Source organism: Paenibacillus sp. FSL R5-0473 (genome assembly GCF_038004565.1).
Classification (GTDB): domain Bacteria; phylum Bacillota; class Bacilli; order Paenibacillales; family Paenibacillaceae; genus Paenibacillus; species Paenibacillus amylolyticus.
Genome location: NZ_JBBORL010000001.1, coordinates 1,852,774 through 1,879,297, shown reverse-complemented (window position 1 = coordinate 1,879,297; position 26,524 = coordinate 1,852,774). Strand labels below are relative to the sequence as shown.

At 44.8% G+C, this 26,524-nt stretch carries 26 protein-coding genes and 1 other annotated feature; of the genes, 12 read left to right on the top strand and 14 right to left on the bottom strand.

What is annotated here, in order from left to right; translation table 11 throughout:
- Positions 1-75: 75 nt before the first annotated feature.
- From MKY28_RS08220 to MKY28_RS08200, 5 genes are all read right to left on the bottom strand, one after another.
- On the bottom strand, positions 76-1,053 hold the full coding sequence (locus MKY28_RS08220) for an aromatic acid exporter family protein (protein ID WP_036613548.1): 978 nt from the start codon (positions 1,051-1,053) through the stop codon (positions 76-78).
- A gap of 348 nt (positions 1,054-1,401) precedes the next feature.
- Positions 1,402-2,193, bottom strand: coding sequence for an ABC transporter permease (locus tag MKY28_RS08215; RefSeq protein WP_370511416.1), 792 nt, complete (start codon positions 2,191-2,193; stop codon positions 1,402-1,404).
- A 38-nt stretch (positions 2,194-2,231) separates the two neighbouring features.
- Positions 2,232-3,026, bottom strand: a complete 795-nt coding sequence (locus MKY28_RS08210; RefSeq protein WP_047843426.1) for an ABC transporter ATP-binding protein — start codon at positions 3,024-3,026, stop codon at positions 2,232-2,234.
- A gap of 29 nt (positions 3,027-3,055) precedes the next feature.
- Entirely contained in the window at positions 3,056-4,060 is a 1,005-nt protein-coding gene (locus MKY28_RS08205) for an ABC transporter substrate-binding protein (protein WP_307411315.1), read from the bottom strand.
- A gap of 159 nt (positions 4,061-4,219) precedes the next feature.
- A complete protein-coding gene (locus tag MKY28_RS08200; RefSeq protein WP_340935580.1) occupies positions 4,220-5,734 on the bottom strand; it encodes a carboxypeptidase M32 in 1,515 nt (504 codons plus the stop codon).
- A gap of 349 nt (positions 5,735-6,083) precedes the next feature.
- Here MKY28_RS08200 and MKY28_RS08195 point away from each other — a divergent pair, with 349 nt between their 5' ends.
- From MKY28_RS08195 to MKY28_RS08180, 4 genes are all read left to right on the top strand, one after another.
- On the top strand, positions 6,084-6,659 hold the full coding sequence (locus tag MKY28_RS08195) for a beta-class carbonic anhydrase (RefSeq protein ID WP_100527356.1): 576 nt from the start codon (positions 6,084-6,086) through the stop codon (positions 6,657-6,659).
- 173 nt (positions 6,660-6,832) lie between these two features.
- Positions 6,833-7,399: a PadR family transcriptional regulator gene (locus tag MKY28_RS08190; RefSeq protein ID WP_036613540.1), complete on the top strand. Its 567-nt coding sequence runs from the start codon at positions 6,833-6,835 to the stop codon at positions 7,397-7,399.
- 98 nt (positions 7,400-7,497) lie between these two features.
- A complete protein-coding gene (locus tag MKY28_RS08185) occupies positions 7,498-7,995 on the top strand; it encodes a hypothetical protein (protein WP_036613538.1) in 498 nt (165 codons plus the stop codon).
- Between the two features lie 5 nt (positions 7,996-8,000).
- Positions 8,001-8,279 carry a YxcD family protein gene (locus MKY28_RS08180; RefSeq protein WP_017687903.1) on the top strand — a complete coding sequence of 93 codons (279 nt, stop codon included), beginning with the start codon at positions 8,001-8,003 and terminating at the stop codon, positions 8,277-8,279.
- 154 nt (positions 8,280-8,433) lie between these two features.
- On the opposite strand, the gene tyrS is transcribed toward MKY28_RS08180, so the two are convergent.
- The 5 genes from tyrS to MKY28_RS08155 form a co-directional block, all read right to left on the bottom strand.
- Positions 8,434-9,696, bottom strand: a complete 1,263-nt coding sequence (gene tyrS, locus MKY28_RS08175) for a tyrosine--tRNA ligase (protein WP_340935578.1) — start codon at positions 9,694-9,696, stop codon at positions 8,434-8,436.
- Positions 9,697-9,813: 117 nt separating this feature from the next.
- Positions 9,814-10,041, bottom strand: a binding site (T-box leader).
- A gap of 98 nt (positions 10,042-10,139) precedes the next feature.
- Positions 10,140-10,589 (bottom strand): DMP19 family protein, encoded by a 450-nt coding sequence (locus tag MKY28_RS08170; protein WP_340935576.1) that lies wholly within the window; start codon positions 10,587-10,589, stop codon positions 10,140-10,142.
- Between the two features lie 20 nt (positions 10,590-10,609).
- Positions 10,610-11,053, bottom strand: coding sequence for an Imm63 family immunity protein (locus MKY28_RS08165; RefSeq protein ID WP_340935575.1), 444 nt, complete (start codon positions 11,051-11,053; stop codon positions 10,610-10,612).
- A gap of 95 nt (positions 11,054-11,148) precedes the next feature.
- Positions 11,149-12,618: a protein adenylyltransferase SelO gene (locus MKY28_RS08160; protein WP_340935574.1), complete on the bottom strand. Its 1,470-nt coding sequence runs from the start codon at positions 12,616-12,618 to the stop codon at positions 11,149-11,151.
- Positions 12,619-12,934: 316 nt separating this feature from the next.
- Positions 12,935-14,251, bottom strand: coding sequence for a nucleobase:cation symporter-2 family protein (locus MKY28_RS08155; RefSeq protein WP_307411299.1), 1,317 nt, complete (start codon positions 14,249-14,251; stop codon positions 12,935-12,937).
- Positions 14,252-14,583: 332 nt separating this feature from the next.
- Here MKY28_RS08155 and MKY28_RS08150 point away from each other — a divergent pair, with 332 nt between their 5' ends.
- The 3 genes from MKY28_RS08150 (at position 14,584) to MKY28_RS08140 (ending at position 18,149) form a co-directional block, all read left to right on the top strand.
- Positions 14,584-16,236, top strand: a complete 1,653-nt coding sequence (locus tag MKY28_RS08150; protein ID WP_340937863.1) for an AraC family transcriptional regulator — start codon at positions 14,584-14,586, stop codon at positions 16,234-16,236.
- Positions 16,237-16,365: 129 nt separating this feature from the next.
- Entirely contained in the window at positions 16,366-17,361 is a 996-nt protein-coding gene (locus MKY28_RS08145) for an ABC transporter substrate-binding protein (RefSeq protein ID WP_340935571.1), read from the top strand.
- Positions 17,362-17,426: 65 nt separating this feature from the next.
- The gene (locus MKY28_RS08140; protein ID WP_340935569.1) at positions 17,427-18,149 is read left to right on the top strand and encodes a hypothetical protein; all 723 of its coding nucleotides are present in this window, start codon (positions 17,427-17,429) and stop codon (positions 18,147-18,149) included.
- A gap of 73 nt (positions 18,150-18,222) precedes the next feature.
- Here the strand turns inward: MKY28_RS08140 and MKY28_RS08135 are convergent, their stop codons facing one another.
- The 3 genes from MKY28_RS08135 to MKY28_RS08125 are packed head-to-tail and all read right to left on the bottom strand — an operon-like array spanning position 18,223 to position 19,974.
- Positions 18,223-18,993 (bottom strand): NRDE family protein, encoded by a 771-nt coding sequence (locus MKY28_RS08135; protein WP_340935567.1) that lies wholly within the window; start codon positions 18,991-18,993, stop codon positions 18,223-18,225.
- A gap of 46 nt (positions 18,994-19,039) precedes the next feature.
- A complete protein-coding gene (locus MKY28_RS08130; protein ID WP_036613530.1) occupies positions 19,040-19,339 on the bottom strand; it encodes a Dabb family protein in 300 nt (99 codons plus the stop codon).
- A gap of 53 nt (positions 19,340-19,392) precedes the next feature.
- Positions 19,393-19,974, bottom strand: coding sequence for a TetR/AcrR family transcriptional regulator (locus MKY28_RS08125; RefSeq protein ID WP_036613529.1), 582 nt, complete (start codon positions 19,972-19,974; stop codon positions 19,393-19,395).
- Between the two features lie 223 nt (positions 19,975-20,197).
- Here MKY28_RS08125 and MKY28_RS08120 point away from each other — a divergent pair, with 223 nt between their 5' ends.
- The 3 genes from MKY28_RS08120 to MKY28_RS08110 all read left to right on the top strand — a co-directional run bounded on the left by MKY28_RS08120 (position 20,198) and on the right by MKY28_RS08110 (position 23,326).
- Entirely contained in the window at positions 20,198-21,313 is a 1,116-nt protein-coding gene (locus MKY28_RS08120) for an NADH:flavin oxidoreductase (RefSeq protein WP_076328504.1), read from the top strand.
- Positions 21,314-21,539: 226 nt separating this feature from the next.
- Positions 21,540-22,391 (top strand): AraC family transcriptional regulator, encoded by an 852-nt coding sequence (locus tag MKY28_RS08115; RefSeq protein ID WP_340935562.1) that lies wholly within the window; start codon positions 21,540-21,542, stop codon positions 22,389-22,391.
- The gene (locus tag MKY28_RS08110; protein WP_340935560.1) at positions 22,388-23,326 is read left to right on the top strand and encodes a DMT family transporter; all 939 of its coding nucleotides are present in this window, start codon (positions 22,388-22,390) and stop codon (positions 23,324-23,326) included. Before MKY28_RS08115 ends, MKY28_RS08110 begins: the two co-directional genes overlap by 4 nt.
- Before the next feature lie 71 nt (positions 23,327-23,397).
- Here MKY28_RS08110 and MKY28_RS08105 read toward each other — a convergent pair whose 3' ends face one another.
- Positions 23,398-24,099: a pseudouridine synthase gene (locus MKY28_RS08105; protein ID WP_340935559.1), complete on the bottom strand. Its 702-nt coding sequence runs from the start codon at positions 24,097-24,099 to the stop codon at positions 23,398-23,400.
- 205 nt (positions 24,100-24,304) lie between these two features.
- Here MKY28_RS08105 and MKY28_RS08100 point away from each other — a divergent pair, with 205 nt between their 5' ends.
- Together MKY28_RS08100 and MKY28_RS08095 are read left to right on the top strand one after the other, a co-directional pair.
- The gene (locus MKY28_RS08100) at positions 24,305-24,937 is read left to right on the top strand and encodes a DUF1963 domain-containing protein (RefSeq protein WP_340935558.1); all 633 of its coding nucleotides are present in this window, start codon (positions 24,305-24,307) and stop codon (positions 24,935-24,937) included.
- 341 nt (positions 24,938-25,278) lie between these two features.
- Positions 25,279-26,487 carry an MFS transporter gene (locus MKY28_RS08095; protein ID WP_339283066.1) on the top strand — a complete coding sequence of 403 codons (1,209 nt, stop codon included), beginning with the start codon at positions 25,279-25,281 and terminating at the stop codon, positions 26,485-26,487.
- Positions 26,488-26,524: the final 37 nt, after the last annotated feature.

Below are 26,524 nucleotides of genomic sequence, written 5' to 3'. Positions count from 1 at the left end.
CTTTAAACCTCCTCCATACAATCATTCACTACAAGTGTATGCAGGGCATTCGTCTAGGGTGACAACTATTTTCTATTATTCGTTTGTAGATTGGGACCGGTCCGAGATTGGGGACGGCGCTTTGTCCTTCTTCGCGACTTTCAGATACAGCGCGAGTTCACGGCACAGCTGGAGAATTGCGGAACGAATCTCGAATTCTTCCCTTGTATCCGGCAGCTCCATACGTTTGAATTCTTCTTGCACATCTGCAAGAAGTTTTTCAGTTCGTCCGGTGTAGGATTCAGTAAGTACATCCTGACTAAGCTGATCGAACAGTTCCGATACCATTTCTGCATGTGGCATCTTCTGATAGATCTGGGATACGAGATGCATCATGTGCTGGATGGAGTCCAACTGCGTTTTGCGCATATAGAAGTAGACGCTCCATTCCTCATTCGGATGAATCACCTGATTCTCCAGAGAACGTTTGGCAGCATCAATACCGCCAAGTATCGCTTTATCTGCTTCAATCAGCTCTCTCCCTGCCCATGCTTCATTGGGATTACGCAGCGTGGCCGCAAATTCCTTGAAAATCTTCGAGAAGAGTTCATCGATTCGTTTGCGAATGCGCAGCATCTGTGGATCTGCTGCCGGCATATAGGCCAGGTTAACCGCCATTGCGGAACCAAGACCAATTAACAACAAAGCAATTTGTACGAGGACGACATGCACGTCCATCTCCCCGCCGCCGAACACCCGAAACACCACAACAGAACCTGTAACAATGCCTTCTTTAAATCCTACCCGGACAATAGCCGGGAATGCGATCAATATGTATACCGCCAGCACCCAATAATGGAAGCCTAGAAAGTGAAAAAGTACACTTGCAAATAAAAGTCCAACTACGGAAGCAAAGAACCGCGCCGATATGGTGCGAATACTTCGTTTTCTCGTTACATCCACACCAAGGATGGCAAGCAATCCCGCTGATGTTGGTCCCGGCAAGCGACACCAGTCTGCAATCAATACAGCCATTAATGCGGCGATTGCAGTTTTAATTACCCTAAAACCCATTTAACATTCCATCTCCTCTAAGCTGCAAAAAAATTCTTAGCCAGCTCGTCGCCTCATTCATTTATCATGACTAGTATGTCTCATCCAAAAGTAAACTAGACGACATCAACCGACATGCGCATGCATGCCGGTCACAGCAACACGCCCCGAATGAGGGACGCTGGCAAGTTAGATCGTTGCGACAGAACCTCAAGGCCCTCTTCTCCAATCATCGCATTCATTCCGGATCTGCGCGGAATAATCATACTAAATATGGTACTTGATTTTACGGTATCGGGCAACGTGACACCCCTTGTGAAATTGTATACATATCATACCTGGTCACATTACGAGTAAAACACTTCCGAATCACCTGCGGCCAGCCAGCATTTTGCGTTCTGCATAGACAACAAGTTGGTACATGGCTGTTGCAACTGCAGCAATAATTAACAGACTTGATAATACAAGTGTGAAGTTGAATACCTGGAATCCGTAGATAATGAGATAACCGAGCCCTTGTTTGGCGACCAGAAACTCACCCACAATTACACCCACCCAAGCCATGCCAACGTTCACTTTCAAGGTAGATACAATCGCTGGAAAAGAAGCAGGTAATACAACTTTTGTAAAAATCTCGGAACGGTCTCCACCAAACGTACGAATGACTTTAATATAATTGGGATCGACTTCATTGAAGCTGTTATACACGACCAGTGTAGTGATAATGACCGTGATGGACAATGTGGTCATAACAATCGCTGTAAAACCCGCGCCGAACATCACAATAAAGATTGGGCCAAGTGCTACCTTTGGCATACTGTTGAATACAACCATATAGGGGTCCAGCACTTTGGACAAAAAAGGAGACCACCAAATTAAAACCGCAAGCAAGGTTCCCACCAGTGTTCCCAGTAAAAAACCAACTGCCGTTTCTCCTACGGTTACCCCAACATGTGCCCACAACTCGCCACTAGCGATGTCCTTGCCAATCTGGGCAAAAACCTTACTCGGATAACTGAATAACAGTACATCAATCCAACGGAGTCTGCCTGCCACTTCCCATAGCAAAAACATACATACTAACATAGATAACTGTACGGCAAGCACTTGATGTCGCCATCTGGCCACCTGCTGAATATGATTCCGATGCAGCTGCCCCATCCATTCGTCACGCTTTTCCTGCTTCGGATTCATTGGATTCACGCGTCTTCCTCACCTCCCCCGGACTGATCCAGTTCACTCCACAATGCCTGAAACAACGCATTGAATCCTTCTTGCTCCCTGGCATGAAACGGCTGAGATTTACGAATTCCATCGGGAATGATAAATTCACGACGGATGCGGCCCGGATTGCGATCCAGTACAATGACGCGGTCACTGACCGCAATGGCTTCAGACAAATCATGGGTGACGAGAACGGATGTTTTGCCAAACTGTTTTAACGTGTCCGAGACCAGATCCTCCAATTGCAGCTTGGTTTGATAATCAAGTGCTGAGAATGGTTCATCCAACAATAAAATCCCCGGATCGGTTGCCAGCGTGCGCACCAGGGCTACTCGCTGTCTCATGCCTCCTGAAAGCTCTGAAGGGTACTGATTCTCCGTTCCGGCCAATCCCATACTTACCAGCAGTTCCCGTACACGCTCACGGCTCCGTTCATCCAGTCTGCCTGTCAGTTCAAGACCGATTAATGCATTATCCAGAATGGTCCGCCACGGAAACAGATAGTCCTGTTGAAGCATATAACCAATCTGTGCTGAGGGGCCGCCAACGAGTTTACCTTTAACCTTAACCTCTCCTCGGGTGGGTGTGAGCAGCCCGGCGATGATCGACAACAATGTCGTTTTACCGCATCCACTCGGTCCAACCAGACTGACGAACTCTCCTTTTTGGATCTCCAGACTCAAGTCCTCAAGCACCAAGGAAGCTTCCCGCTCGCTGACGTATACTTGAGAGATCCCCTCCAGTCGGATCACACTTTCGGATTCAGGCATTCTGCTCACTTCCTTTCCTGAATACCCCATTACTTTGATTTCGTAGCTTCTTCCGCATAGGCATTATCCACAATGGCATTCAAATCCACACGTTCTTTCAACTCTCCGGCGGCACTCATGACATCAAGCAGATTGTTCCACTCTTCCTCATCAATGATTGGATCCGTTGCATAGCTGCCCTGTTCCTTATAACGGTTCACACTGCTTACCAAAATGGCTGGATCGATGTCTTTGAAAAAAGGAGAAATGACTTCAGCGATCTCTTCAGCCGTATGGGAATCCACCCACGCCTGCGCTTTGTGTAGACCGTTTGTAAACTTTTGTACGATATCCTTATTGTCGTTAAGATAACTCTGCTTCGTCATGAAGACGGTGTAAGGCAGAAGACCACCTTCTGTGCCAAACGATGCAACAACCTTACCCCGATCTTCTTGTTCAAAGATGGATGCTTGGGGTTCAAACAGTTGAACATAATCTCCCGTGCCTGAGGCGAAAGCAGACGCAATGTTGGCAAAGTCCACATTTTGAATCAGCTCCAGATCACTTTGAGGATCAATGCCATGTTTGCTCAGTGCGAACTCCCCTGCCATTTGCGGCATGCCGCCTTTGCGTTGACCGAGAAATGTGGAATCCCTCAGTTGCTCCCAATCGAAGCTACCTTCTGTGTTACGAGCGAACAGAAATGTACCATCCGTCTGGGTGAGCTGGGCAAAGTTAATGACCGGATCTTCCGCTCCCTGCTGATAGACATATATGGACGTCTCCGCTCCTACCAGTGCGATATCCACCGAACCTGCGAGTAATGCCGCCATCGTTTTGTCACCACCAGCAGTCGTTTGAATGTCCACCTCAAGTCCCTGCTCTTCAAAAAAACCTTGAGCCACAGCCACATACTCCGGTGCGTAAAATACCGAACGAGTCACTTCGCCAATCGTAATCTTGGCTTCATTCTCTTCCTTATTACAGCTGGTGAGCGCCACAATGATAATCAGCAGAATAACGATGCCCCGGACGAACCATGGCGTGTATTTCATGTTGTTTCCCTCCTTCACTGGTTTCAGCAGTTTCTCTCTATTATGGATATGCCGATGCCCAACAAAAGGTTAAGAACTTAAATGCAAAAAAGAGCCGGGCAATGTTGCCTGGCTCTTCAGCTCTTCGATATGTTATTTAATATGTTATATATGGGATATCTACAGCTTGTAAATCTCGGCATATTTGGCTTCCAGATAATCAGCCAGATAATTCGGGTTCAATTCTTCACCCGTTATGGCAACAATTAATTCGGAAGGTGTGCGACTTCTACCATACCGGTAGATCTTGTCTGTAAGCCATTCCTTAATTGGAATCAGATTACCTTCGGCAATGAGGGTATCAAATTCCGGCATTTCCTTGCGCAATGTATGTAGAATTTGAGCTGCATACATATTACCCAGAGAATACGAAGCAAAGTAACCAAAGTCACCACCAGACCAGTGAACATCCTGAAGAACACCGTCTCCATCATTCGTTGGCATAATACCTAGGTATTCCTTGTATTTTGCATTCCAGGTCTCTGGCAGGTCTTTCACTTCCAGACCATCGTTGAATAACATTTTCTCGATCTCATATCGGATAATAATATGCAGGTTATAGGTCAGTTCATCCGCTTCGATCCGAATGAGTGAACTCTCCACCCGGTTGATTGCACGATAGAAATCTTCCAGTTCAACCTCGCTCAGTTGCGGGAAATGCTGCTGCAAATCTTTGTAATAACGTGTCCAGAATGGCAGGCTGCGACCAATCATGTTTTCCCAAAGACGGGACTGGGACTCATGAATCCCCATGGACGTTCCTTCGGCAAGAAGGGTACCCGCCAGACTGTCATCAATATTTTGCTCGTACAGGGCATGTCCACCCTCATGCAGTGAACTGAAGACTGCGCTTGCTACATCATCTTGCAGATAATGTGTTGTGATCCGCACATCACCCGGGTTAAGACCCGTTGCAAAAGGATGAACACTCTCGTCCAATCGTCCAGCTTCAAAGTCATAGCCCATTTGTTCCAGGATGAACAGACTGAATTTTTCCTGCTGTTTGGTGTCAAACAACTGATTCAGGAACTCTGTATTTGGCTTGTTTTCTGAAGCATTAATCTTCTCTTGCAAAGGCACCAAACGTGCTTTGAGGCGGGCGAACACAGCGTCCACTTTCTCAACCGTCAGATCCGGTTCATACATATCAAGCAGCGTATCATAACGTGTATCGTTCACACCCCAATAATCAATAAACTCCTGTTTGAGCTTAACGATATCTGTGAGATAAGGTGAGAATCCTGCAAAATCACTATTATGCTTGGCATCTTCCCATGCCGTTTCCGACTTGGCTGTTAGCACGGTATAAGCTTGTACTTTCTCAGGTGGTACGGATTGACTGCGATCATATTCTTTCTTGCAATCTTCAACCAGACGACGATCTATATCTTCGAGCTGTTCCAATACTGCTGGAGTCGTTAATGCATCCAGGTAAGTCTTCATGTCAGCCGAGGTTTGCAGCTTGAATGCTTCGGTGGACAACATACCCAGCGTCTCCGAACGAGTCGGAACGCCTTTTTTCGGCGCACCTGTGCGCAGATCCCAGTGAAGCAAACCAATGGCTTCATGATAGCTCTTAATTTTACGAGCCAGATTACGGAAGGATTCCAAATGTTCCTGTGTTTGTTTATCCATTGTTATCGTTCACCTCTTCAAAAAAAATGTTATACCCTATTGATGATACTTTTTGCATTGCGTATAATCAACTTTTAACAGATGAAAATTGCATTGTTCTCCTAAAGATACGTGTTCAAAAAGTCTGGTTTTCATTACCGCGAAGATAGAAATGGCGTTCAACTTCGATGCTGATGATGCCCTCAGGCATGATTTGTAATCAAAAGTGGACTTTTTGAACAACCTCTAAAGGGTTGGAGTAATTCCATCTGCTGACCGTGAAATACTATTAAAGCAAAGGCGCGTAGGACAAGCTGCATCATATGCAAGTGGCCGTGCTCGTCGTATTGGATAACAGGAGGCAATGGACATGAACAACATTCAAGAGATTTTGGCTTACAACAAATCATTTGTCGAGACCAAAGAATACGAAAAGTATACGGCTGGCAAGTTTCCAACCAGAAAGATGGTTATCATCACTTGTATGGATACACGTCTGGTGGAATTGCTGCCCAAGGCCATGAACCTGAAAAACGGTGATGTGAAAATCATCAAAAACGCAGGCGCAATTATCTCTCAGCCTTTCGGGAGTGTAATGCGTAGTGTACTTGTCGCCATCTATGAACTGGGTGCAGATGAAGTCCTGGTAGTGGGGCATACGGAATGTGGTATGGCTTCCCTTCACGCTGAGACCATGATTGGACATATGGTTGAGCGTGGCGTATCGGAAGAAGTCATGACTACTCTGGAGAACTCTGGCATCCGTTTGCAAAAATGGTTGCGCGGGTTTGACAGCGTCGAAGAAGGGGTAAAACATACTGTGGAAGTGATCAAGAAGCATCCTTTACTTCCTCCCAATGTACCCGTCCACGGCATGGTTATCGATTCTGCTACAGGTGAACTTGATCTTGTCGCTGAGGGGTATGGACAACAGGCATCTCTCTAAATGGTTTGGAGTGCGGACCTTATGGTTCGCACTTTTTTTGTCTAAATTAAGGCAGTTGTTCTGTCAGGTTGTCAAACCATACAGTTTCAGTGTACACTTTTTATGAAAGCGGTCAAAGAAAGTAAAAACGATTGTTCTCTCTGACCTAGCCCTAATATTAAGGAGACATGTGCATGAACATACTTTCCTACGGATTACTCGGGCTGCTTACCCGCGAGGAGTCATCGGGCTATGATCTGATGCTGAAAATCCAGCCTCATTGGCAGGCGAAACACAGCCAGATCTATCCACTCCTGTCCAAGATGGAAAACGATGAGTTATTGGCCTCCCGCTGGGTACAACAGTCTGACAAACCGGACAAGAAAATGTACGCAGTTACGGAAAAAGGCATTGAAAAGCTCTTGGAATGGATGATTACTCCTGTTACCGCACCGGTTACACGCGATGAATTTAATTTGCGTATTTTGTGTGTTGGCATAGCGGAAGACGGAAGCATGAGACGCATTCTTAACGAGCGTAAAAGCTGGTTTATGGAACGCATACGTTATTTCGAGGATCTGAAGTCACGTATACCTCAGGATAATCTTCGTGTAGGCAACCGAGATTTTGGAAGCTACATCCTGGTACAAAAAGGGTTAATGCACGCACAAACAGGCCTGGAGTGGTGTCATTGGGTTACCCAATTGCTTGATGGCCAAGCTGCAATTCAAGACCCAAGTCCTAGCGTTTCAGAAATTTAATAAAATTTGAAACGTTCCTGCAAGTTGACCGTATTACATGAGTAAGGCCCATTTTTGGGCGATTCAAACAAATTAATCGGGGGGTTACGATCTTTACAATGAAGAAAAAATTCGGAGTTAAACATCTAATGATGGTATTTATGGCCTTTACATTATTGTTCGCAACAGTGGGAGTAACGAATCCGGATTCTGCGGATGCAAGACGTGGTGGCGGATTCAAATCCGGTACGAAAAGTTATAGCAATACACCTAAGAAATCCGACAGCAATGTAAGCAAATCGAATACGAATAACAACTCCAGCAATGGAGCAGCTACAACGAACCGTGGCGGATTCTTCGGCGGCGGTGGCGGATTCATGAAAGGCATGATGCTTGGTGGTCTTGCTGGTATGATGTTTGGCGGATTGTTCGGTGGCATGGGCGCTCTGGGTAACATCCTTGGATTGCTCGTGAACGTTGCAGCAATTATGTTGATTGTTATGCTGGCTATGGCACTCTTCAGAGCCATCTCCAATCGTCGCAAACCTGCAGCGGATGGTCGTTATGACCGTCGCAATGATCGTGATGATGACCGTAACAGAAACGGACGGTACTAATCTCTATGGTTCTGAGCATGGATGAAATTGTGAATGCAATCTGTATTCATATGGCAGAACGTAAGGGTGTACGTCCAACCGATGTGAATGTAGAACTGAGTTGGGAAGAAGATACAGGTTATTCCGCTGAAGTTTGGATTCAAGGCCGTAGTCAATATCTGGTGGAGTCCAATATGATTGAAGCGATTCTTCGTTACCTGCACAGTGAATACAACATCCGGGCGTACCGTGAGAATGTACGACTTGATCTGGATGAAGAAATCACAGCGATCGTTAATCAATAAGATAGGTCACTCACTGGCCTGATATACGAAAGACCGCCTCCCCTCTGTCCTGACAGAGATGGAAGGCGGTCTTTTTGTTTCTGTATTTGTAGCTTTATTTGTGTGTCTATTATAGTCTCTATACGTCTCTGTGTTACGTTCTAATTCTTGGAAACTACGATTGTAGTTTAACCAGGCTGTAGTTCTTCTTACCTTTACGGATAATGATGAATTTACCGCCAATGGCATGCTCTGCCGACACTGTGAATTCAAGCTCCGTGATTTTCTCACCGTTCATGGAGATAGCGCCTTTAGTGACATCCTCACGGGCCTGGCGTTTGGATGGCTCCAACCCCAGATCTACGAGCCAGTCGACGATATTTTTCGCTTCGCCGTCCGTTTCGAATGTTGGCATTTCCTTGAAACCCTGCTCGATTTCATCTGCTGTCAGGGAACGGATATCACCACTAAACAGCGCCGCTGTAATACGTTTAGCCTGTTCGAGCATTTCTTCGCCGTGAACGAATTTTGTCATTTCTTCCGCGAGTGCTTTCTGTGCTTCACGTCTGTGCGGCTCTGTCTCTACCTTTTCAGCCAAAGCTTCGATTTGTTCTTTGCTGAGGAAAGTAAAGTATTTCAAGTATTTAATGACATCGCGGTCATCTGTATTCGCCCAGAACTGGTAGAACTCAAATGGTGTTGTTTTGTTCGGGTCAAGCCAGATTGCGCCGCCAGCTGTTTTACCGAATTTCGTACCGTCTGATTTGAGCATGAGTGGAATGGTCAGACCGTAAGCCTTCGCTTCAGATCCTTCTTTTTTACGAATCAGATCGAGACCACTTGTGATGTTACCCCATTGATCCGAACCACCGATTTGAAGCTGTACATCTTCGTTCTGGAACAGGTGCAGGTAGTCGAGTGATTGAAGGATCTGGTAGGAAAACTCGGTGAACGAGATTCCGCCTTCCAGTCTGCTCGCAACCACATCCTTAGCCAACATTGTGTTAAGGTTAAAGTTTTTGCCGTAGTCACGCAAGAATTCAATCACATTGATTTTGTGCGTCCAATCATAGTTGTTGACCATGCGAACCTGATTATCACCGTCTGTTACGAACAACTTCTTCATCTGCGCTGTCAGTGCATCCACATTCTCCTGCACTTGCTCCATCGTTTGCAAAGATCGTTCTGCCTGCCGGCCACTTGGATCACCAATCGTACCTGTAGCTCCACCAATCAGAATGACTGGACGGTGTCCTGCCAGTTGAAAACGTTTCAACATCATGAATGGAATGAGATGTCCGATATGCATGCTGTCCCCCGTAGGGTCAACGCCGCAGTACAGTGAGACTGATTTGGTTTCAGTCAACTCACGCAGTCCCTCTGCATCCGTCTGCTGGTTAATGGCGTCACGCCACTGTAGTTCATTAATAATATTCATGTGTATAACCCCTTTTCTATCCTCAAGATTCAGTCATGATCTACGTTAAATTACGAAAATTACACGCTAGAACGGCTTTTTTGGACACAAAAAAATCGCCTCCTTGTCTTCATTAGACACAGGGACGATTATCATAACCGTGGTACCACCCAAATTGCATGGACAACACGTGACCTTAACACGTTATCCATACCACTTTTGGCAATATATCGTTTGCCCAGCCGCTTGGCATTACCCAAGTACTCCAGAGTGTAATTCGCAGCCCTTGTATGTATCAGGTTCCATCAACCCCTGACTTTCTGTAACAGGGACAAAGCCGCTACTGCGCTCTATCAACGTGATTCATGTATTCAATTTATAGCAAGTATAGCCGAACGTTTCAGTCATTGCAAGACCAAGTATTAATCATCGAACAGAACAACGGATGAATAGTTAAAACCAGATTATATAATCATCATGTTCAATTTTCCGTGATAATAACCATAGGCTTTCTCCGCGATCTGATCCTCATTGTTCCAAAACTGCTGATCCAGCGCATCTAACTGCTGCTCTTGTTCCTTTGTCAGGAATTTAGGAATATCCCACAGTTCAGTAAGCCTTTCATCCTCTTTCAGATGCTCAATGCAGCCGTATGCTGACGTTATAATCTCCACGACTTGAGTCGCACCAATGATATGTAATGCCCGCAACGCGTAACGGTATACCTCTTCCCCCCAGTTGCAGAAAAACTGTATAAAACCGCCATTAAAGACATCCGCCTCTAATAACCATAAAGCAGCAATGTCCTGCTCGTTCGAAGTCAACGATGCCCAGCCCTGTTCAGATTCATTCTTTTTTTCGACAAATAACACAGCATAGTCATACCATACATCATTAATATCTTGCTCGCTCACGTAACACACCTCACTTTTCTTTATTTCATGTCCTCTAACTCCTGACGTTTACCCGTCTGATACCAATGTAAATACGGATCACCGATCTGCTGGAAGGCTTCCTGAACACCCCTGTTCAGGTCTTTCATCACTTCATTTGTATAGTTCAAATGCGTCTCTTTATTATCCACGCCATGTCTTTCCAACAACCCTACATGCGTCGCGGTGAAAATAATATCTTCCAGCAACCAATAGATGACTTCATCCGGCTGTTTCACCCGTTTCTCCAATGAGACGAGACCACGTTCGTATATTCGAACGATATACGCATCTTCTCCACTCTCTACATAGGGCACCCCATCCCATTTAAAGGTCTCAAACAAGCGGTTAACATAGTTCTGCATCTGTTCCCTAGGGAAAGATGTAAGCTCTAAAAGCTGTAAAAGGATGTCTGCCAATTGTTGTTTGCTTAACATATTGGACATGAATGCACCTGCCTCTATAAAGTAACGTCGATGACAGAATGAAAAATGAAAAAGCTGCCCCAGACAGCCTCTTCATATTTATTCCTACTGTTCAATCAGGTCCCACAAAAAGTCTGATACGAAGTATTACATTGTGCAGGTAGTTCGGCATATTCAGCCTGTTCAGGTGAGTGTGCAAACGGATCTGAAAGAACTGCCAAAAGCTTCTCCATCACGCTAAGGTCTCCGTGATTCTCCGCACGCTCAAGGGCTTCCTCGACCCGATGATTTCGGGGAATGACCGCTGGATTGCTTGTTCTCATCAACTGTCGAGAGACTTCCTTCTCCTCTCCCTGACTGTCCAATCTTGCTTGCCACCGCTCATTCCATTCAGCAAATTCTGTCGTGCCAAACAAAGCTGTCCCTTCCAACCTATCAAAGGTCAATGCCAGGAACGTATTCGTGTAATCTGCACTATGCTTCTCCATGAGTTCAAGAAGCTCCTTGATCAATGCTTCATCTTCGGCCTCTTCATCCAACAAGCCCAGTTTGGCACGCATTCCCTGGAGCCAATGATGATGGTACAATTCAGAAAATTGTGCGATAGCATCCTGAGCGAGTTGCACGGCCTGTTCTTCATCTTCATGCAACAACGGCAGAAGCGTCTCGGCAAAACGAGCCAAATTCCACCCGGCAATATACGGTTGATTACCATAAGCATAGCGACCTTGCCTGTCAATGGAGCTGAATACGGTCGAAGGATTGTAAGCATCCATAAAGGCACACGGACCATAATCGATGGTCTCACCACTGATCGCCATGTTATCCGTGTTCATCACGCCATGAATGAAACCAACACGCTGCCACTGGGCAACGAGTGCCGCCTGCCGTTTAATCACTTCCTGAAGGAGCAGAAGATAGCGATTCTCAGCTTGAGCAACATCAGGAAAATGTCGATGCAACGTATACTCAGCCAATGCCCGGAGATCGTCGATAGACCCCCATCTTGCTGCGTACTGAAAGGTTGCTACCCGGATATGACTGGAAGCCACCCGGGTTAAAATGGCACCCGGCCGCTCTGTTTCGCGGATAATGTTTTCTCCTGTTGATACCACAGCCAGACTGCGTGTCGTTGGGATCCCCAGTGCATACATCGCTTCACTAATAATATACTCTCGTAACATGGGCCCAACAGCAGCACGTCCATCTCCTCCACGAGAGTACGGTGTTCTCCCTGAACCTTTCAGCTGGATATCCACTCGCTCGCCCTGTGGCGTAATCTGTTCACCCAGCAGCAAAGCTCGTCCATCACCAAGCATGTTAAAATTGCCGAATTGATGTCCTGCATAGGCCTGAGCCAGAGGCTCGGCTCCTTCCGGAATCAGGTTACCTGCAAAAATTCCCGCTCCTTCATCACTGTCAAGAGACTCCACATTCAGTCCCAAGCTGGATGCAAGCAGTCTGTTGAAAATGATCAGCTTTGGTGATTCAACAGGCACTGCGCCCTGACTTGTAAAAAAGGGTTGCGGTAACTGCGCATAACTATTCTCCAAGTTCCACCCTTTGTTCAACGTTTCTTGTTGCATGTGATCACAACTCCTTTTCTGCACCCAAGGGATATCCCTTGGTTATATTGTAGCCTTGTGAACCAATGCTCATTTATGTAGTCGCATGGAAATTCAATTCAAGAGGTTGTTGACTTAAACGAACATCTAAAATGTTCTTGATGAAACTTTAGCATATTTGCATGCCTTTTGCATTCCTCATGAATCGTAAGCACCAAAAAATCCAAGAGGTTTCTTTGCCAAGTGGGGTCATTCCCTTTCACTCCACTTCCCAGAAAACCATCTTGGATCTATTCCGCTTACTTACTACCAGATGACACGTCTGTTATTACAAGGATTACGTATGTGCTTCCTGAGCCTGTACAGGCTGTACTGGCAAGCTCTCTTTTTTCAAAGCGAGGTTAAAGAAGACATTAAGCAGGATGGCTGACAGGCTTCCTGTGATAATACCATCGCTAACAATAATCCGAATACTTTGAGGAAGCTGGGCAAACAGATCGGGTACAGCAGTAACACCAAGCCCAAGTGAAACGGAGCAAGCCACGATCAATAGATTGGATTGTTTGCCAAAATCGACGTTTTGCAGCATTTTGATCCCGGATGAGACGACCATTCCAAACAGGACAACAGTCGCTCCTCCGAGGACAGCACTTGGAATAATGGTTGCAAAAGCAGCTACCTTCGGAATGAGTCCCAGAAAGACCAGAATACCTCCAGCTGCAACAACAACATTGGTCGTTTTTACTTTGGAGAGCTGAACCAAACCAACATTCTGTGCAAATGTATTGTATGGAAAGGCATTAAAGATGCCGCCCAGGACAAACGCGAGACCTTCTGCGCGATATCCCCGTGCCAGATCTTTTTCGTTGATCGGTTGATCACAGATTTTGCTCAAAGCCATAAATACACCTGTTGATTCGATGATAACCACCGTACCTACAATAATCATTGTAATGATTGGGCCAATTTCGAAGGTAGGCCATCCAAAGTAAAAGGGTTGAGGTAAATGGAACCAGGAAGCTTCCTGTACAGAGGCAAAATTCACTTTTCCCATAATGGCTGCGATGAGGGTCCCAACGATAATACCAAGGAGAACAGCCAGGGATTTTACAAAACCGCGAGCATATCGATTCAGGATTAGAATGAACAGTAATACACCAAAGGAAAGCGCCAAATTGTCCAAACTTCCGAAATTCTCGCTGTTTGCTCCACCCGCCATGTTTTTAATGCCGGTTGGGATTAGCGCAAGACCGATGATGGTTACCACTGTACCGATCACAACTGGCGGAAACAATTTGACGATTTTGCTGAAAAATACGGCAAAGATGACGATAAATAACCCGGCTGCGATGATCGACCCATATATGGCAGGAATTCCGTATTGCGATCCAATCGCAATCATGGGTGTCACCGCTACAAAAGAGCTTCCGAGCACCGCTGGCAAACCTATACCCAGATACTTCCCTTTTCGCGCCTGAAGCCATGTTGCAATTCCACACGTTAACAGGTCAATGGATACCAGATACGCCAACTGTTCTGCAGTCAGATTTAGTGCTCTGCCCACAAGCAAAGGCACCAGAATTGCTCCCGCATACATCGCGAGTACGTGCTGAATCCCCAGTGAAAAAACTCTCATCTTTTTGGTTTCTTTCATCCCACGTGCCCCCCTGAAATTAGAATCAACAGAACCGCTGCAAAATCATGTTATGTTGATTCACATTATATAAACTATTCAGGGAAGTTCCATGATTCATAACATAAAATTGTGATAAGAGATAAAGAGTCCAACTAAAATTGGGCGTGTTGTACAAAGGATCACCCCACATCATTCGCATTGCGTCATATTAGTTAACATTCGTGATTGAGCAACAACCTATTTACTCCAGAAGAAGTATCTAGAGATGAATAACTTCCTCTCGTCACTCCATTTCTGACCAATTGCGATAAGCATGCTGGTGAGCTAGAATGTTCATTAGCAAAGGATTGGTGATTCGCATCGTACATATCAACAGAAACAACGAAAATTCCAAATATTCGTTACTCGAACATTCATCTTTTAAACTCCGACATATTCAACATATCAAAAACACTGCCACCGATTGGGAGCTTAAACTCCAGTTCATTGAATCCCACTTGTTTATTGTTGCAGCAAGCGGACAAGGATGGCTTACCCTTGATGGACAGTACATCGAATGGCAGGAAGGTAGTGTATACATCTGTAACCCTGGTCAACTGGTACAGGCAGCAGCACAATCGCTGGATGAACGCGGACTTTACCTTCTGCGATTCGATATTATCAAGGATTACGATTCAAGGACGACTGACTCCGTTCGGCCAATCCAAGGCGAACTTCCTTTTCCTATTAAAGAAAAGATTATTCTTTCTTCACCAGTTTCTATAAACGCTTTGTGCGAGAATATTACGAAATACTTGCAAAGCGATGATCAACTGAAGCAATTTCGAAGTCAAATTTACTTTCAGGAACTCCTTTATCACCTCTTTCAAGATGACCTACTTGTTCATGAAAATGATCCGGAGGAAGTTCTCGAATATGTAAAATCATACATGGAACAGCATTATCAACAAGAGTTAACGATTGAACATTTGGCAAAGGTCGCAGGAGTAAGTTCCCGTCATTTTATCAGGCTTTTCAAGAAAAGGTATGGATGCAGCGCAATTGAGTATCTGGCTGTTTATCGAATTGATCAAGCTCAGAAACTTATGAAAATGGACAGTGAATACCGACTCAAGGACATCGCCAGTCACGTAGGTTATCCTGATGATATTTATTTCCGTCGCAAATTCAAACAGATTACGGGTATCCCTCCAGCCACATATATTAGAAATAATAAGCAAAAAATTGCTGCCTATAACCCTTTTAATATAGGACAACTGTTGCCCTTAGAGATCACGCCTTTTGCCGCACCTGGGGATCATCCCTGGACTGATTATTACAAGAGAAAGTACGGAGCTGATCTGGTTCTATCACTGAATTCAATTGAAGCGGTTAAAAGAGAAGAGCTTCTCCTCGCTAATCCGGATTATATTATTGGAATTGATAATATGGTTTCCACTGAGGAGCAGGCTTGGATTAAACAAATCGCACCTGCCTTTTTCGTGCCCTGGATGGACCACAACTGGCGTGAACATGTACAGCTGATTGCGGAATTTTTGGACAAAACGGCCCTGGCTGACACCTGGTTTGAAAAATACGAACGGAAGTCACGCTTTGTAAAAGAACAAATTCAGTACACTATTAAGGAGGATACGCTTCTTGTAATTAGAGTCACAGGAGATACATACCACATTTTGGGATGTAGGAGTCTGGCTACGGTCTTTTACGATGATTTGCACATTGCTCCTCCACATGATATCGATCGCTTGATGCCCGATCATAGGGTTACACCTGCAGAGCTCGCAAAATACGATGCTGATCGTTTAGTGATTATCCTCGATGATGATGCACGCTCACAGTTGGGTTGGCAATTACTCATGCAATCTGAACATTGGCGTAATCTCAAAGCGGTCCGAAATGGTCGAATCGATTTCCTCCCTACGTATCCATGGATAGAATACACGGCATTTACGCATGAACTGGTTTTGGATGAGGTGCTGATGCTTTGGCGTAATCGTGCATAAAACGTTGTCGTGATCGTCAATATTCCGTAAGATGAAAAACATTTATACTCCTTTTATGTGATAATGATAATCAATCTTATTGTGAGATTGTCAATTGCAATTTTATTAGTTCAAGGGGAGCATCAAGAAATGAAGCAAAAAAGAGGTTGGAGTACGAGCATCATTATTGTATTGTTAATCGCGCTGTGCACTGCCTGTGCAGGAAGCAAAACAGGGTCAGATACTTCAGGAACTGCCACTGGAGATTCCGGCACACCAGAAACAGCGTTATCCGATAAAACTCGTGTTGTAGCTAGTGAAAAAGGAGATATTAGCATTCCTGCTGATCCCCAAAGAATTGTTGGTCTTTCAGTTGTTTACCCGGAATTTCTGTATGCTCTGGGTGTAAGACCTGTTGCGGTACAGAACTACCATCCAGAGTTCCCGACTTATCTGCAAGAGGCATTGAAAGACACATTGAAGACCGGGCTCACCCAAACACCTAATTTTGAAGCCATTCTATCCACGCAACCAGACCTTATTATTGCTCCTGCCTGGTGGTCTGATAAGGACTATGATCAATTGACTGCCATTGCTCCAACCGTTCTTCTGCCGCAGCGAGACAATTGGCGGGATGAACTGCGAGATATCGCTGAAGTTCTGGGCAAGAAAGATCTGGCTGAAAAGGTCATCACAGATCTGCAGGTTCAAGAAGCAGAAGCCAAGAAGAAACTAGATACCCTGGTGGGTGATGAAACGGTCATGTATATGATGATCATGGCTGACGAGATCGTTATTTATGGAGAAAATATCGATCGGGGCAAGTTCATTCATCAAGAGCTGGGGTTAAATCCGGTCAAAGACTTTCCACAGAGTGAAATGAGTGTCTCGATCTCTTTGGAAAAGATTCCTGAGTACAACCCTGATCATATTATTTTGCAATTGGATGATGAGTCCAGTGATAAAGTTCAAAAGAGATACAAGGAAATGATGAATAGTTCGTTGTGGGAAAATATGACCGCAGTCAAGAAAAACCAGGTATATACGATGGGCGGCAAGGAATGGTTTAGTCTGGGCATGTCTCCGCTGGCAGATAGCAATGCAGTAAACGATGTGCTTCAAGCTTTTGAGAAGAAAGAAAATTAAACGTGGATATAGACTAGCTGGAGAATCGTTATTTCCTGACTTTGCATGGTCTCGATCCTATGCATATGCTTCTTACCATTTCTGCTGCAGATCTTCTTCACGAAAATCAAATGAACCGTTTGCTCGACATGTATGGCCCTCTGATCAAGTCAGATGAACACTCTGTCACCGCAGCTTTTTTCTGCAACTGGTATGCTTCCGTATGTAGTGCGCTTCAGAACATGCTGTTTGGAGATGAAGATTATATTTACGATTTGTCTTTATCTAATATCAGTGTGCAACTGTACATCCAGGAACAATACCCTTTGTTTTCATTTAAAATCAAAAATACAAAGCGTATCCAGATTCCCAAGCATAACCGTGAGGAATGGTGTACACAGGTTCTACAAGTATTCTATAAAGAGAATGTACGGCTGCTGTTAGAAGCGTTATCTGGCACAACTCAGATCAACGTACTCTCTTTATGGGGACAAGTCGTCAGCACTTTATACAGTTACATGGAAGAAGAACTATCCGGGACATCAGATGAGAATAACAAGCAAAGTATTACTTTCCAAAAACATATTCTTCGCCATGGGTTGGATGCCAGTACCTTGGGACTGCTAAAAAATCCGTTTGAAATCAAATTGAGATTTACCCAGCATATAAATGACCCTGGTCGGCAAGTTTTGATCAAACCTTCCTGCTGTCAAGCATATCGTCTGGATGCCAAATTCGGATACTGCTACGTTTGTCCCCGCCTGAAAGAAGTGGATCGAGTATCCATGCGCGCAGGATCATGCGGTTAAATGAGAAATAGAACAGGTCATGTTGAGAAGCAATGTCTCGACATGACCCGTTTCTATTTTCGGAAGTTGTGCTCTATCTCTTAATCTCTATCTCTAAACGTTGCTCCATTACCTCTCCGTTCTGGTGAACCCTCTCCGTAAAAAACACTTCTTCTCTGTTCATCAGAACAACGGATGAAGCTCTGGTTCCATAGTCGAATTTCTCACTTCTAACGAAGATCGGAGAAAGCAAACGTTCCCATTCCAATGGAACACCTGTATGAGGTAGATGCTCATCCACTGAAGGGTCTGCCATTTGCAACAAACCTAATATTTCTTCTGTCAGGGTAGCTTCGTCCTCCCCTTGGATGATTTTCTCCAGCCCTTCTTTTCCACGCTTCACCTTGGGCCAATCCGTATTAATCAAGTGATTACTAATCCCGTATATTCCCGGTTTCAACTTCATCACAACATTACCTACATTAGAATAATAATAGAGGTCGTCAAGATCACCCACTAACAAATTGTAGCCAGGATAATCATTTCGGCTTTGCTCCGCATGTTGCATATACTGCTCAGGTGTGGACGTTCCCTTTAAAAAATCAGCAACCAGATCTCCTCTTGAGCCCTTGGCATGTACATCTTCATTCGGATCACGATAATTCGTGGTAGCAGCCAGACGCCCCTCTGTGGTTACGCCCATCCAGGTTCCCATTTTCGACAAATCCCGGCCAGCCAATATATGAGGATGATCTTCCCAATAGTGTGCTTGAGCCGTAGGTCTGTGATAGAATTCATCCCTATTTGATCCCAATATAAGCGGATACTTTGGATGCATGTTGTAAGCAAATAAAATTAAACACATGGGAATCTTCAACTCCTATATTCGTTAAACCTCTGATTTCGCGCCTTTAAATGGCATAATCAACTACAATTACATCTTCCACCCAACCATCGAGGGAAGCTACAAATGCCTGATGAGCAGGATGTGGACCATAGGCGCGCAATGCCTCCTGATCTTCAAACGTCACTCGCAAGCCAATCGTGTAACCTTGGATACGGTCCGTTTCTTCCGTTGCATTGATCCCTGCAGTCAGCGCGACAATCCCCGGTATTTGTTCCTGTAACGCGAGCAATTGATCCACCCATTCCTGCTGTTTAGCTAGTGTGGTTTTATCGTTAAATTTAAAAACAACCAAATGTTCAAACATCTTGTTATTCCTCCATATCCATCCGAATATTAATGCAATTTCGTTAAATAAAGTTAATTCAACAATTCCAATCCACCCATCATATAAGGGACCACTCTGTTGGCTAATTCAGCCGGAGATTCCTGCCCGCCTTCAATATTCCATCGATACGTCATTCCATAGATCGACCAACTTAGCGTGGTTGCCGTAATTTTCAGCGTTTTGGGATCTACATCACCCGCTACTTTGCTCAATAATTCAAGAAGGAATTGCTCCAGTTGAGTCTTGATGTTCTCTTCAATAATTGGTGCAACTGTCTCATATTTTTTGATGCAACCATTACTTGAGACGTGATAATCACATAATGAAAATATAAGCTGCTGTATGGTTTCGGCTGATAACCGGGCATCCGGGTTCACTCTTTTCGTCACATATTCCATAAAAGCATCCGCTAAAAAGGCTTCAAGCAGTGCATATTTATCCTGAAAATGGGCGTAGAATGTAGCCCTGTTAATTGTGGCTTGTTCCGTAATGTTTTGAATCGTAATGCTGTTGAAATTTTTAATATTCAATTGGTTTAAAAACGCATCAAGAATTAATTGACGCGTGCGGATTACACGCGGATCATTCGAGTTTGGAGACAATACACCAGACATGTCCCAATCCTCCTTTGTACACAAAATATTTGGTTAGACTCCTTCATTATAGATAAGTGTTAATTGTTCAACAAGTGAAAGTAAGTGCAAAGACACCATACAATAATCCGTGTCTTTCGCTTAAGCAACAAAATGCTTCGATTGTTGGTTGAGCATGCCTATACACCTTGTTAAGATTGCACTTGTACCCGCTTGAAGGTGCATAATAATGGAGGTGCTTAGTTTGAGTAATCAACAACATAACGTTATTTCTACGGAGCTTCTGTTCCAACCATACACTGTTCAAAAGTTAACCCTATCCTCGCGCATCGTCATGTCCCCCATGGCTCGTGCCTTCTCCCCGGATGGTGTGCCAAGTCCCGATGTAGCTGCATATTATCGCCGACGTGCCGAGCATGGTGTTGGACTCATTATTACAGAGGGTGCAACTATTGAGCATCCGTCTGCATCAAGTGAGCCTAGGCTCCCTCATATGTATGGAGAAGCAGCTCTTCACGGCTGGGCTGAAGTAGTCAAACAAGTCCATGAAGCTGGCGGCAAGATTTTCCCGCAAATTCTGCACTTGGGTATTACCCGCCCTTCTGGATCTCAACCTCACCCAGAAGCTGAATCTCTTAGTCCATCGGGAGTTGATATGGAAGGTACTCAAGTAGGTGCGCCCATGACGGAGGCAGAGATCGCAACTGTGATTCAAGCTTATGCAGATGCAGCAGCCAATGCACAAAGCATTGGTTTTGACGGAATTGAGCTTCACGGTGCACACGGTTTTCTGATCGATCAATTTTTCTGGAAAACAACGAATAGGAGAACAGACCGCTATGGCGGTGACCTACAGAAACGAACTCAATTCGCGGTTGAAGTTGTAATGGCAGTTCGTGCTGCGGTAGGTCCTGATTTCCCTATCGCGATGCGGATTTCCCAATGGAAGATGAATGATTATCAAGCCAGACTGTTCGACACCCCCGAACAACTGGAACAATTCCTTCATTTGCTGGTTGACGCAGGTGTAGATATCTTCCACTGCTCGACACGACGCTTCTGGGAGCCCGAGTTTGAAGGATCTGAGCTTGGATTTGCAGGTTGGGTGCGAAAGCTAAGTGGTCAAACCACCATTACCGTCGGTTCTGTGGGTATGCCAGATGAGCCTGAAGCAGGAGCAGATAAAGCAACACATCCAGGTATGAGCGAGCTTATGAAGAGATATGAGCAAGAGGAATTTGATCTGGTAGCTGTAGGACGTGCACTCCTTGGTGATCCGGCATGGGCTGCCAAAATACGCGAAGGACGCGTATCCGAGATTCAAGCTTTTACACCTGAAGTACTCGCTACGTTACACTAAGAACAATTAGTTATTGTTCCCAGAGATTTCTTCTCCCCTATATATAGGTTTGAACTCATGAATCAACTATACTAAGCAAAGGGCTCGCTTTCCCTCCGGGATTGCGGGTATTTTGTTTTTATAGATATCTGTCCGATCAAACACTTCGAGCAATAGCAATATCGTTCAAGAAAATTCCTTCTTTGCAACCTATAATGACGTTAACATACCAGAAAGAAGGTGCATCATGACTCGGGAAGTCCGGACTGTCGTATTTGATACCGATCTACAGCTAGAAGCTTATCAATTTGACGGCATTATGCAGAAGTTTCCCAATCATTTTCATGACTATTACGTCATTGGATTCATTGAGCAAGGCAAGCGTCACCTCGTCTGCAACAACGAAGAATACATTCTGAATAGTGGTGACATGATTGTTTTTAATCCACATGATCCGCACGCCTGCGAACAGGTGGATGGCAGAACCCTCGATTATCGCTGTATCAACGTCCAGCCTGAGGTTATGCGAGAGTATGTGAGAGAGATTACTGGACAAGCTTACTTGCCACGGTTCACATCCCCCGTTCTCTATCAAAGTGAACTTGTGGGTTCCCTGCACGAGCTGCATCAGATGATTCTGGAAGAGCAATCGGATTTCTGCAAAGAAGAATTGTTACTCTTACTACTGGATCAATTGCTGCGAGATTATTCGGATGCTGAACCACCTGTTTCCACACAGGATGTGACCACAGAGATCAGACGCATATGTGATTACATAGAAGCTCATTACATGGAGAGCATCTCACTGAACGAGTTAGCCGATTTGACAGAGATGAGCAAGTACCACCTGCTGCGTTTATTCACTCGCCAGAAAGGGATATCACCTTACCGTTACCTGGAAACGATTCGCATTAATCAAGCCAAACGTCTGCTGGAACAAGGTCTGCTTCCGATTGAAGTAGCTGCACAGACAGGATTCAGTGACCAGAGCCATTTTACGAATTTTTTCAAAAAACTGATCGGCCTGACACCCAAGCAATATAGACGTATCTTCAATCATGATTCGGAGTTGAAACGAGCCACCACTAACATCGTATGACAAGTCATCTTGATCATCAAAACACTAAAGCCTCTACCGGACATTTACTCGCTTTGTTTACTATACTCATCTGGGGAACTACGTTTGTCTCGACGAAGGTTCTGTTGATTGACTTTACTCCAGTGGAGATTCTATTTTTCCGTTTCCTGATCGGATATTTAATACTATTATTGATCTATCCACGTTCACTGCGGATCGCCTCATTCAGAGAAGAATGGTTATTTATTGGAGCAGGACTATGTGGGGTGACGTTATATTTTCTTATTGAAAATATTGCTCTGGTGTACACAACAGCTTCCAACGTGGGTGTTATTGTCTCCATTGCCCCGTTCTTCACTGCCGTACTCGCACACTTCTTCTTAGATGGTGAGAAGTTAACTCGCCGCTTTATCATCGGATTCGGGATTGCTTTGAGCGGCATAATACTCATCGCACTGAACGGCAGTTTCATTCTGCAACTGAATCCGATAGGTGATCTGCTTGCTTTCATAGCACCTGCGGTATGGGCGATCTACTCTGTGTTAATGCGGAAAATTGGCGAGCTTCGTTATCACACCATTGGCGCGACTCGCAAAGTGTTCTTCTATGGCCTGATCTTCATGCTACCAGTTCTATTCTTGTTTGAATTCCATTGGGAACTCGGACGCTTCACGAACATGACCAATCTCTCCAATATTCTCTACCTCGGTCTGGGTGCCTCTGCGTTGTGTTTCGTGACCTGGAACCGGACTGTGAGTCTTCTTGGAGCTATTAAAGCGAGTGTATATATCTATCTGGTGCCTGTCATTACTGTTGTGTCATCTGCACTGATTCTTCAAGAGCAGATAACCTGGGTGATTGTACTCGGTGCGTTCTTAACCCTATTTGGCTCTTACATTTCAGAACGAACAGGACACAAGCTTAACAACAAAAACACTAATCCGCATAGGGGTTAGTGTTTGCTTCATTTTTCACTGATATAACTGGACATCGTGTGTGACCACCGTTAACATGCAGCAGAAGTCATTCATTTTATCTCATTCAATTGAGACAGCAGAATCTCCAGTTCCTCTTGCTCCAGATGACGCCATTGCCCCCGCTCCAGTTGATCCAGCGTAATATTCATAATTCGCACACGCTCCAGCTTGAGGACTCGGTACCCCAAGGCTTTGCACATTCTGCGGATCTGCAGGTTGAGACCTTGTGTCAGAATAATACGAAATACATTGTCACTTTGTCTATACACTTCGCAGGGCTTGGTCACCACATCCAGAATCTCAACGCCATCCGACATGGACTTTACAAATTCGTCGGTTATGGGTTTGTCTACAGTCACTACATATTCTTTATCATGATTATGCTCCGAACGCATCATCTTGTTCACAATGCCTCCGTCATTCGTAAGCAAAATTAACCCCTCAGATGCCTTATCCAGCCTGCCTATCGCGAATATGCGAGAAGGATAATTCATATATTGAATGATGTTCCCCTCCACATGTTCTGCTGCTGTGCAGACAATACCGATGGGCTTGTTCAGAGCAATGTAGACAGGTTCGCTGTCATTACGAGGAATCAGCTTGCCATCAATGAGTACCACATCGTGAGGTTCAACTTCCGCCCCTTTTTCACATACCCTGCCATTAATCGTTATTCGTCCGGCCGCAATTAAACGGTTCGTTTCCCTGCGGGAGCAGAATCCCGTTTCACTTATGTATTTGTTAATTAACATGTGTCACCACTTCTCATCTATAGTATTGCCACTGGTGCTTAGAGTGCTGGTACGTTCATTCGCTTCATGCAATGAGTTAGTACCTTGTACTGATTTTCATTCCACATCATCTCATTTATACTGAAACGAAGCAATGATTGGTTATATAAAAACACATACAACGTTACATAGGAAAGGCCAAAATACACTCTGGAAGGAGCTTCTCATGTACAAAGTTACTCGAATTACAGTTGACCCCGATGATCCAAACCAAGACTCTGGCATGTGGATTGGTGGAGACACTGCATACGTGTCCGACTGGCCGCTCAACCCTGAGGGGCAGCCTTTATTACATCTGTTCTCCATTAATTGCAATACACTTTCACAGCAGGTCCATATCCCTTCTTTACCACAAGATAAATATATCTCGGTCTTCTCGACCTACTCCGCCTCCGAATACTTTCTGGATCAGGTAACCTATACGGGAGATGAGCTGGAATGGAACGAGAATATTCTCGCCGGGTGCACTTATGTCTCGGTATCTTCGCATCCACTCACTTCCGTATGTCCCGTTCCACCCATTCCGTTAAGCGGCGTACGTTTGATTGAAATGGAGTTAGACGATCAGGCATTCCCTGCATTCTCATTTTTTTCTCCCACTTTACCAAACGGTGTGAAAGGAATTGATCATTTGCTAGAGGAACATCAACTGGTGTGTCAAATATATTCCGGAGATTTTCCTGAGCCTTATCGGGATATATTGGGTCTTCCCGATGCAAACGGTTATTTATTTTTGCGAAGGGGTCCCGAGTCTGCTCACGCGCCATTCGATGGAATTTTCTTTGTACAGACTGCTTAATAGCTTACGTGGAGTCAGGTATCATTATATAAAATGGCTAATCAGAACGTTTCCCGTCTACCTAGACAGGGAACGTTTTTTTATATATGCACGTTTTACTATTCTCGATTAATACAGATGCCAAACCCTGTTAAAAGGTCATATGGATTGGATCATATTTATCCTTTCGACACGAAATTGTTTTAGAAAAAACTTAGCACGAGAAATATTTCTTTTCATCAAAATTTAACATTATTTTACAACAAAAAGCATGTACATTTGGACAATTATGGTATAAGTTATATATGAAATAAACATTAATTACATAATATAAAATTTATATCCAACTAGGAGGCGGGCTTTTGAAGAGAATATTCGCTCTAAGCTGCGGTTTTTATCTGTTAATCGGCATAACCAGCGTTGTGCTCGGTGCACTTCTTCCTGTTTTATTGTCACATTATGAGCGCGGTTACAGTGATGGCGGATTTTTGTTGTTTCTGCAGTTTCTTGGATTTCTTGTCGGTGTAATTGTAGCTCCTGCCCTGACAGCCCGTATCGGAAGAAAAGCGATGCTGACCCTTGCCCTAATCTGTATTGTAGTTGCTTATATATTACTCGGTTTTTTGCCATCCTGGTCTGTAGTTCTTCTTCTCACAATTATCGTAGGTTTCGGTTCAGGTATCATCGAACCCTCTGTAGGTGCATTCACGATCGAATTCACTGAGAATCAAAAGGCGGTCGCCATGTCCAAGCTGGATGTCTTCTTTGCTCTTGGAGCACTTCTCATCCCGGCTGTCGCTGCTTTATTTATCTGGATGGATCTGTGGCATCTTACTTTTTATACGGTGGCCGTGTTGTCACTGATTCTCATGCTGCTGTGGATCACTATGCCCCGGCCAGCCGCACTGTATCTGGAACAGGCTGGTGAGAATACAGTGGCACATGCAGCAGGTAAAGCCCGATATTCGAGAAAACATCTGGGTCTGCTGACAATCTTCGTCATCTTCTTTTTCATCTACATGGGATTGGAACTGGGATTGATGAACTTCCTACCCTCCATTCTCGTAGAACGACTGCACCTTCAGGAATCTGTCGCATCGCTGAGTGTCTCCATCCTGTGGATTGCGATGATCATCGGTCGTCTTTTCTCCGGGAAAATAGCGGAAGCCGTCAACTATATGCCATTCCTGATCTGGAGCACGGTTGGCACGCTTTTGTTTACTGTCGCTATGGTATTTGTAACTGGACAGTGGGCAACGTATGTGCTGATCTTCGGAACCGGTCTGTTCATGTCAGGGCTGTTCTGTATCGCACTAGTCTACGCAAATGTTCTGATTCCCGGTATGACCGAGCGGACAACCAGTATCCTGATCGCATCGGGTGGTATTGGAGGTGCCATCTTGCAGTATGTGACTGGATGGAGTATGAGTACAGGGCCTGTCGTGAATACAATCTGGATTTTGGCCGGATTCTGTCTGATCCTGCTGCTCACATTGATGGTCTCTCATCTATGGACTGTAAAAAATAATGCAGTACGTACTGCTCTCGCACAACATAGCAAGGAAATGTAAACATCGTTTCTTAAGGGAGGTGATGCCCGCATCATCC

What these genes read in the sequence shown, in the direction of transcription:
- MKY28_RS08125 (WP_036613529.1), bottom strand. Translation starts at nt 19,974, where the DNA reads ATGTCTGGTGTATTGTCTCCAAACTCGAATGATCCGCGTGTAATCCGC.
- MKY28_RS08195 (WP_100527356.1), top strand. Translation starts at nt 6,084, where the DNA reads ATGAACAACATTCAAGAGATTTTGGCTTACAACAAATCATTTGTCGAG.
- MKY28_RS08200 (WP_340935580.1), bottom strand. Translation starts at nt 5,734, where the DNA reads ATGGATAAACAAACACAGGAACATTTGGAATCCTTCCGTAATCTGGCT.
- MKY28_RS08145 (WP_340935571.1), top strand. Translation starts at nt 16,366, where the DNA reads ATGAAGCAAAAAAGAGGTTGGAGTACGAGCATCATTATTGTATTGTTA.
- MKY28_RS08110 (WP_340935560.1), top strand. Translation starts at nt 22,388, where the DNA reads ATGACAAGTCATCTTGATCATCAAAACACTAAAGCCTCTACCGGACAT.
- MKY28_RS08140 (WP_340935569.1), top strand. Translation starts at nt 17,427, where the DNA reads ATGCTTCTTACCATTTCTGCTGCAGATCTTCTTCACGAAAATCAAATG.
- MKY28_RS08160 (WP_340935574.1), bottom strand. Translation starts at nt 12,618, where the DNA reads ATGCAACAAGAAACGTTGAACAAAGGGTGGAACTTGGAGAATAGTTAT.
- MKY28_RS08185 (WP_036613538.1), top strand. Translation starts at nt 7,498, where the DNA reads ATGAAGAAAAAATTCGGAGTTAAACATCTAATGATGGTATTTATGGCC.
- MKY28_RS08180 (WP_017687903.1), top strand. Translation starts at nt 8,001, where the DNA reads ATGGTTCTGAGCATGGATGAAATTGTGAATGCAATCTGTATTCATATG.
- MKY28_RS08190 (WP_036613540.1), top strand. Translation starts at nt 6,833, where the DNA reads ATGAACATACTTTCCTACGGATTACTCGGGCTGCTTACCCGCGAGGAG.
- MKY28_RS08210 (WP_047843426.1), bottom strand. Translation starts at nt 3,026, where the DNA reads ATGCCTGAATCCGAAAGTGTGATCCGACTGGAGGGGATCTCTCAAGTA.
- MKY28_RS08130 (WP_036613530.1), bottom strand. Translation starts at nt 19,339, where the DNA reads ATGTTTGAACATTTGGTTGTTTTTAAATTTAACGATAAAACCACACTA.
- tyrS (WP_340935578.1), bottom strand. Translation starts at nt 9,696, where the DNA reads ATGAATATTATTAATGAACTACAGTGGCGTGACGCCATTAACCAGCAG.
- MKY28_RS08165 (WP_340935575.1), bottom strand. Translation starts at nt 11,053, where the DNA reads ATGTCCAATATGTTAAGCAAACAACAATTGGCAGACATCCTTTTACAG.
- MKY28_RS08105 (WP_340935559.1), bottom strand. Translation starts at nt 24,099, where the DNA reads ATGTTAATTAACAAATACATAAGTGAAACGGGATTCTGCTCCCGCAGG.
- MKY28_RS08220 (WP_036613548.1), bottom strand. Translation starts at nt 1,053, where the DNA reads ATGGGTTTTAGGGTAATTAAAACTGCAATCGCCGCATTAATGGCTGTA.
- MKY28_RS08135 (WP_340935567.1), bottom strand. Translation starts at nt 18,993, where the DNA reads ATGTGTTTAATTTTATTTGCTTACAACATGCATCCAAAGTATCCGCTT.
- MKY28_RS08215 (WP_370511416.1), bottom strand. Translation starts at nt 2,193, where the DNA reads ATGGGGCAGCTGCATCGGAATCATATTCAGCAGGTGGCCAGATGGCGA.
- MKY28_RS08115 (WP_340935562.1), top strand. Translation starts at nt 21,540, where the DNA reads ATGACTCGGGAAGTCCGGACTGTCGTATTTGATACCGATCTACAGCTA.
- MKY28_RS08155 (WP_307411299.1), bottom strand. Translation starts at nt 14,251, where the DNA reads ATGAAAGAAACCAAAAAGATGAGAGTTTTTTCACTGGGGATTCAGCAC.
- MKY28_RS08100 (WP_340935558.1), top strand. Translation starts at nt 24,305, where the DNA reads ATGTACAAAGTTACTCGAATTACAGTTGACCCCGATGATCCAAACCAA.
- MKY28_RS08205 (WP_307411315.1), bottom strand. Translation starts at nt 4,060, where the DNA reads ATGAAATACACGCCATGGTTCGTCCGGGGCATCGTTATTCTGCTGATT.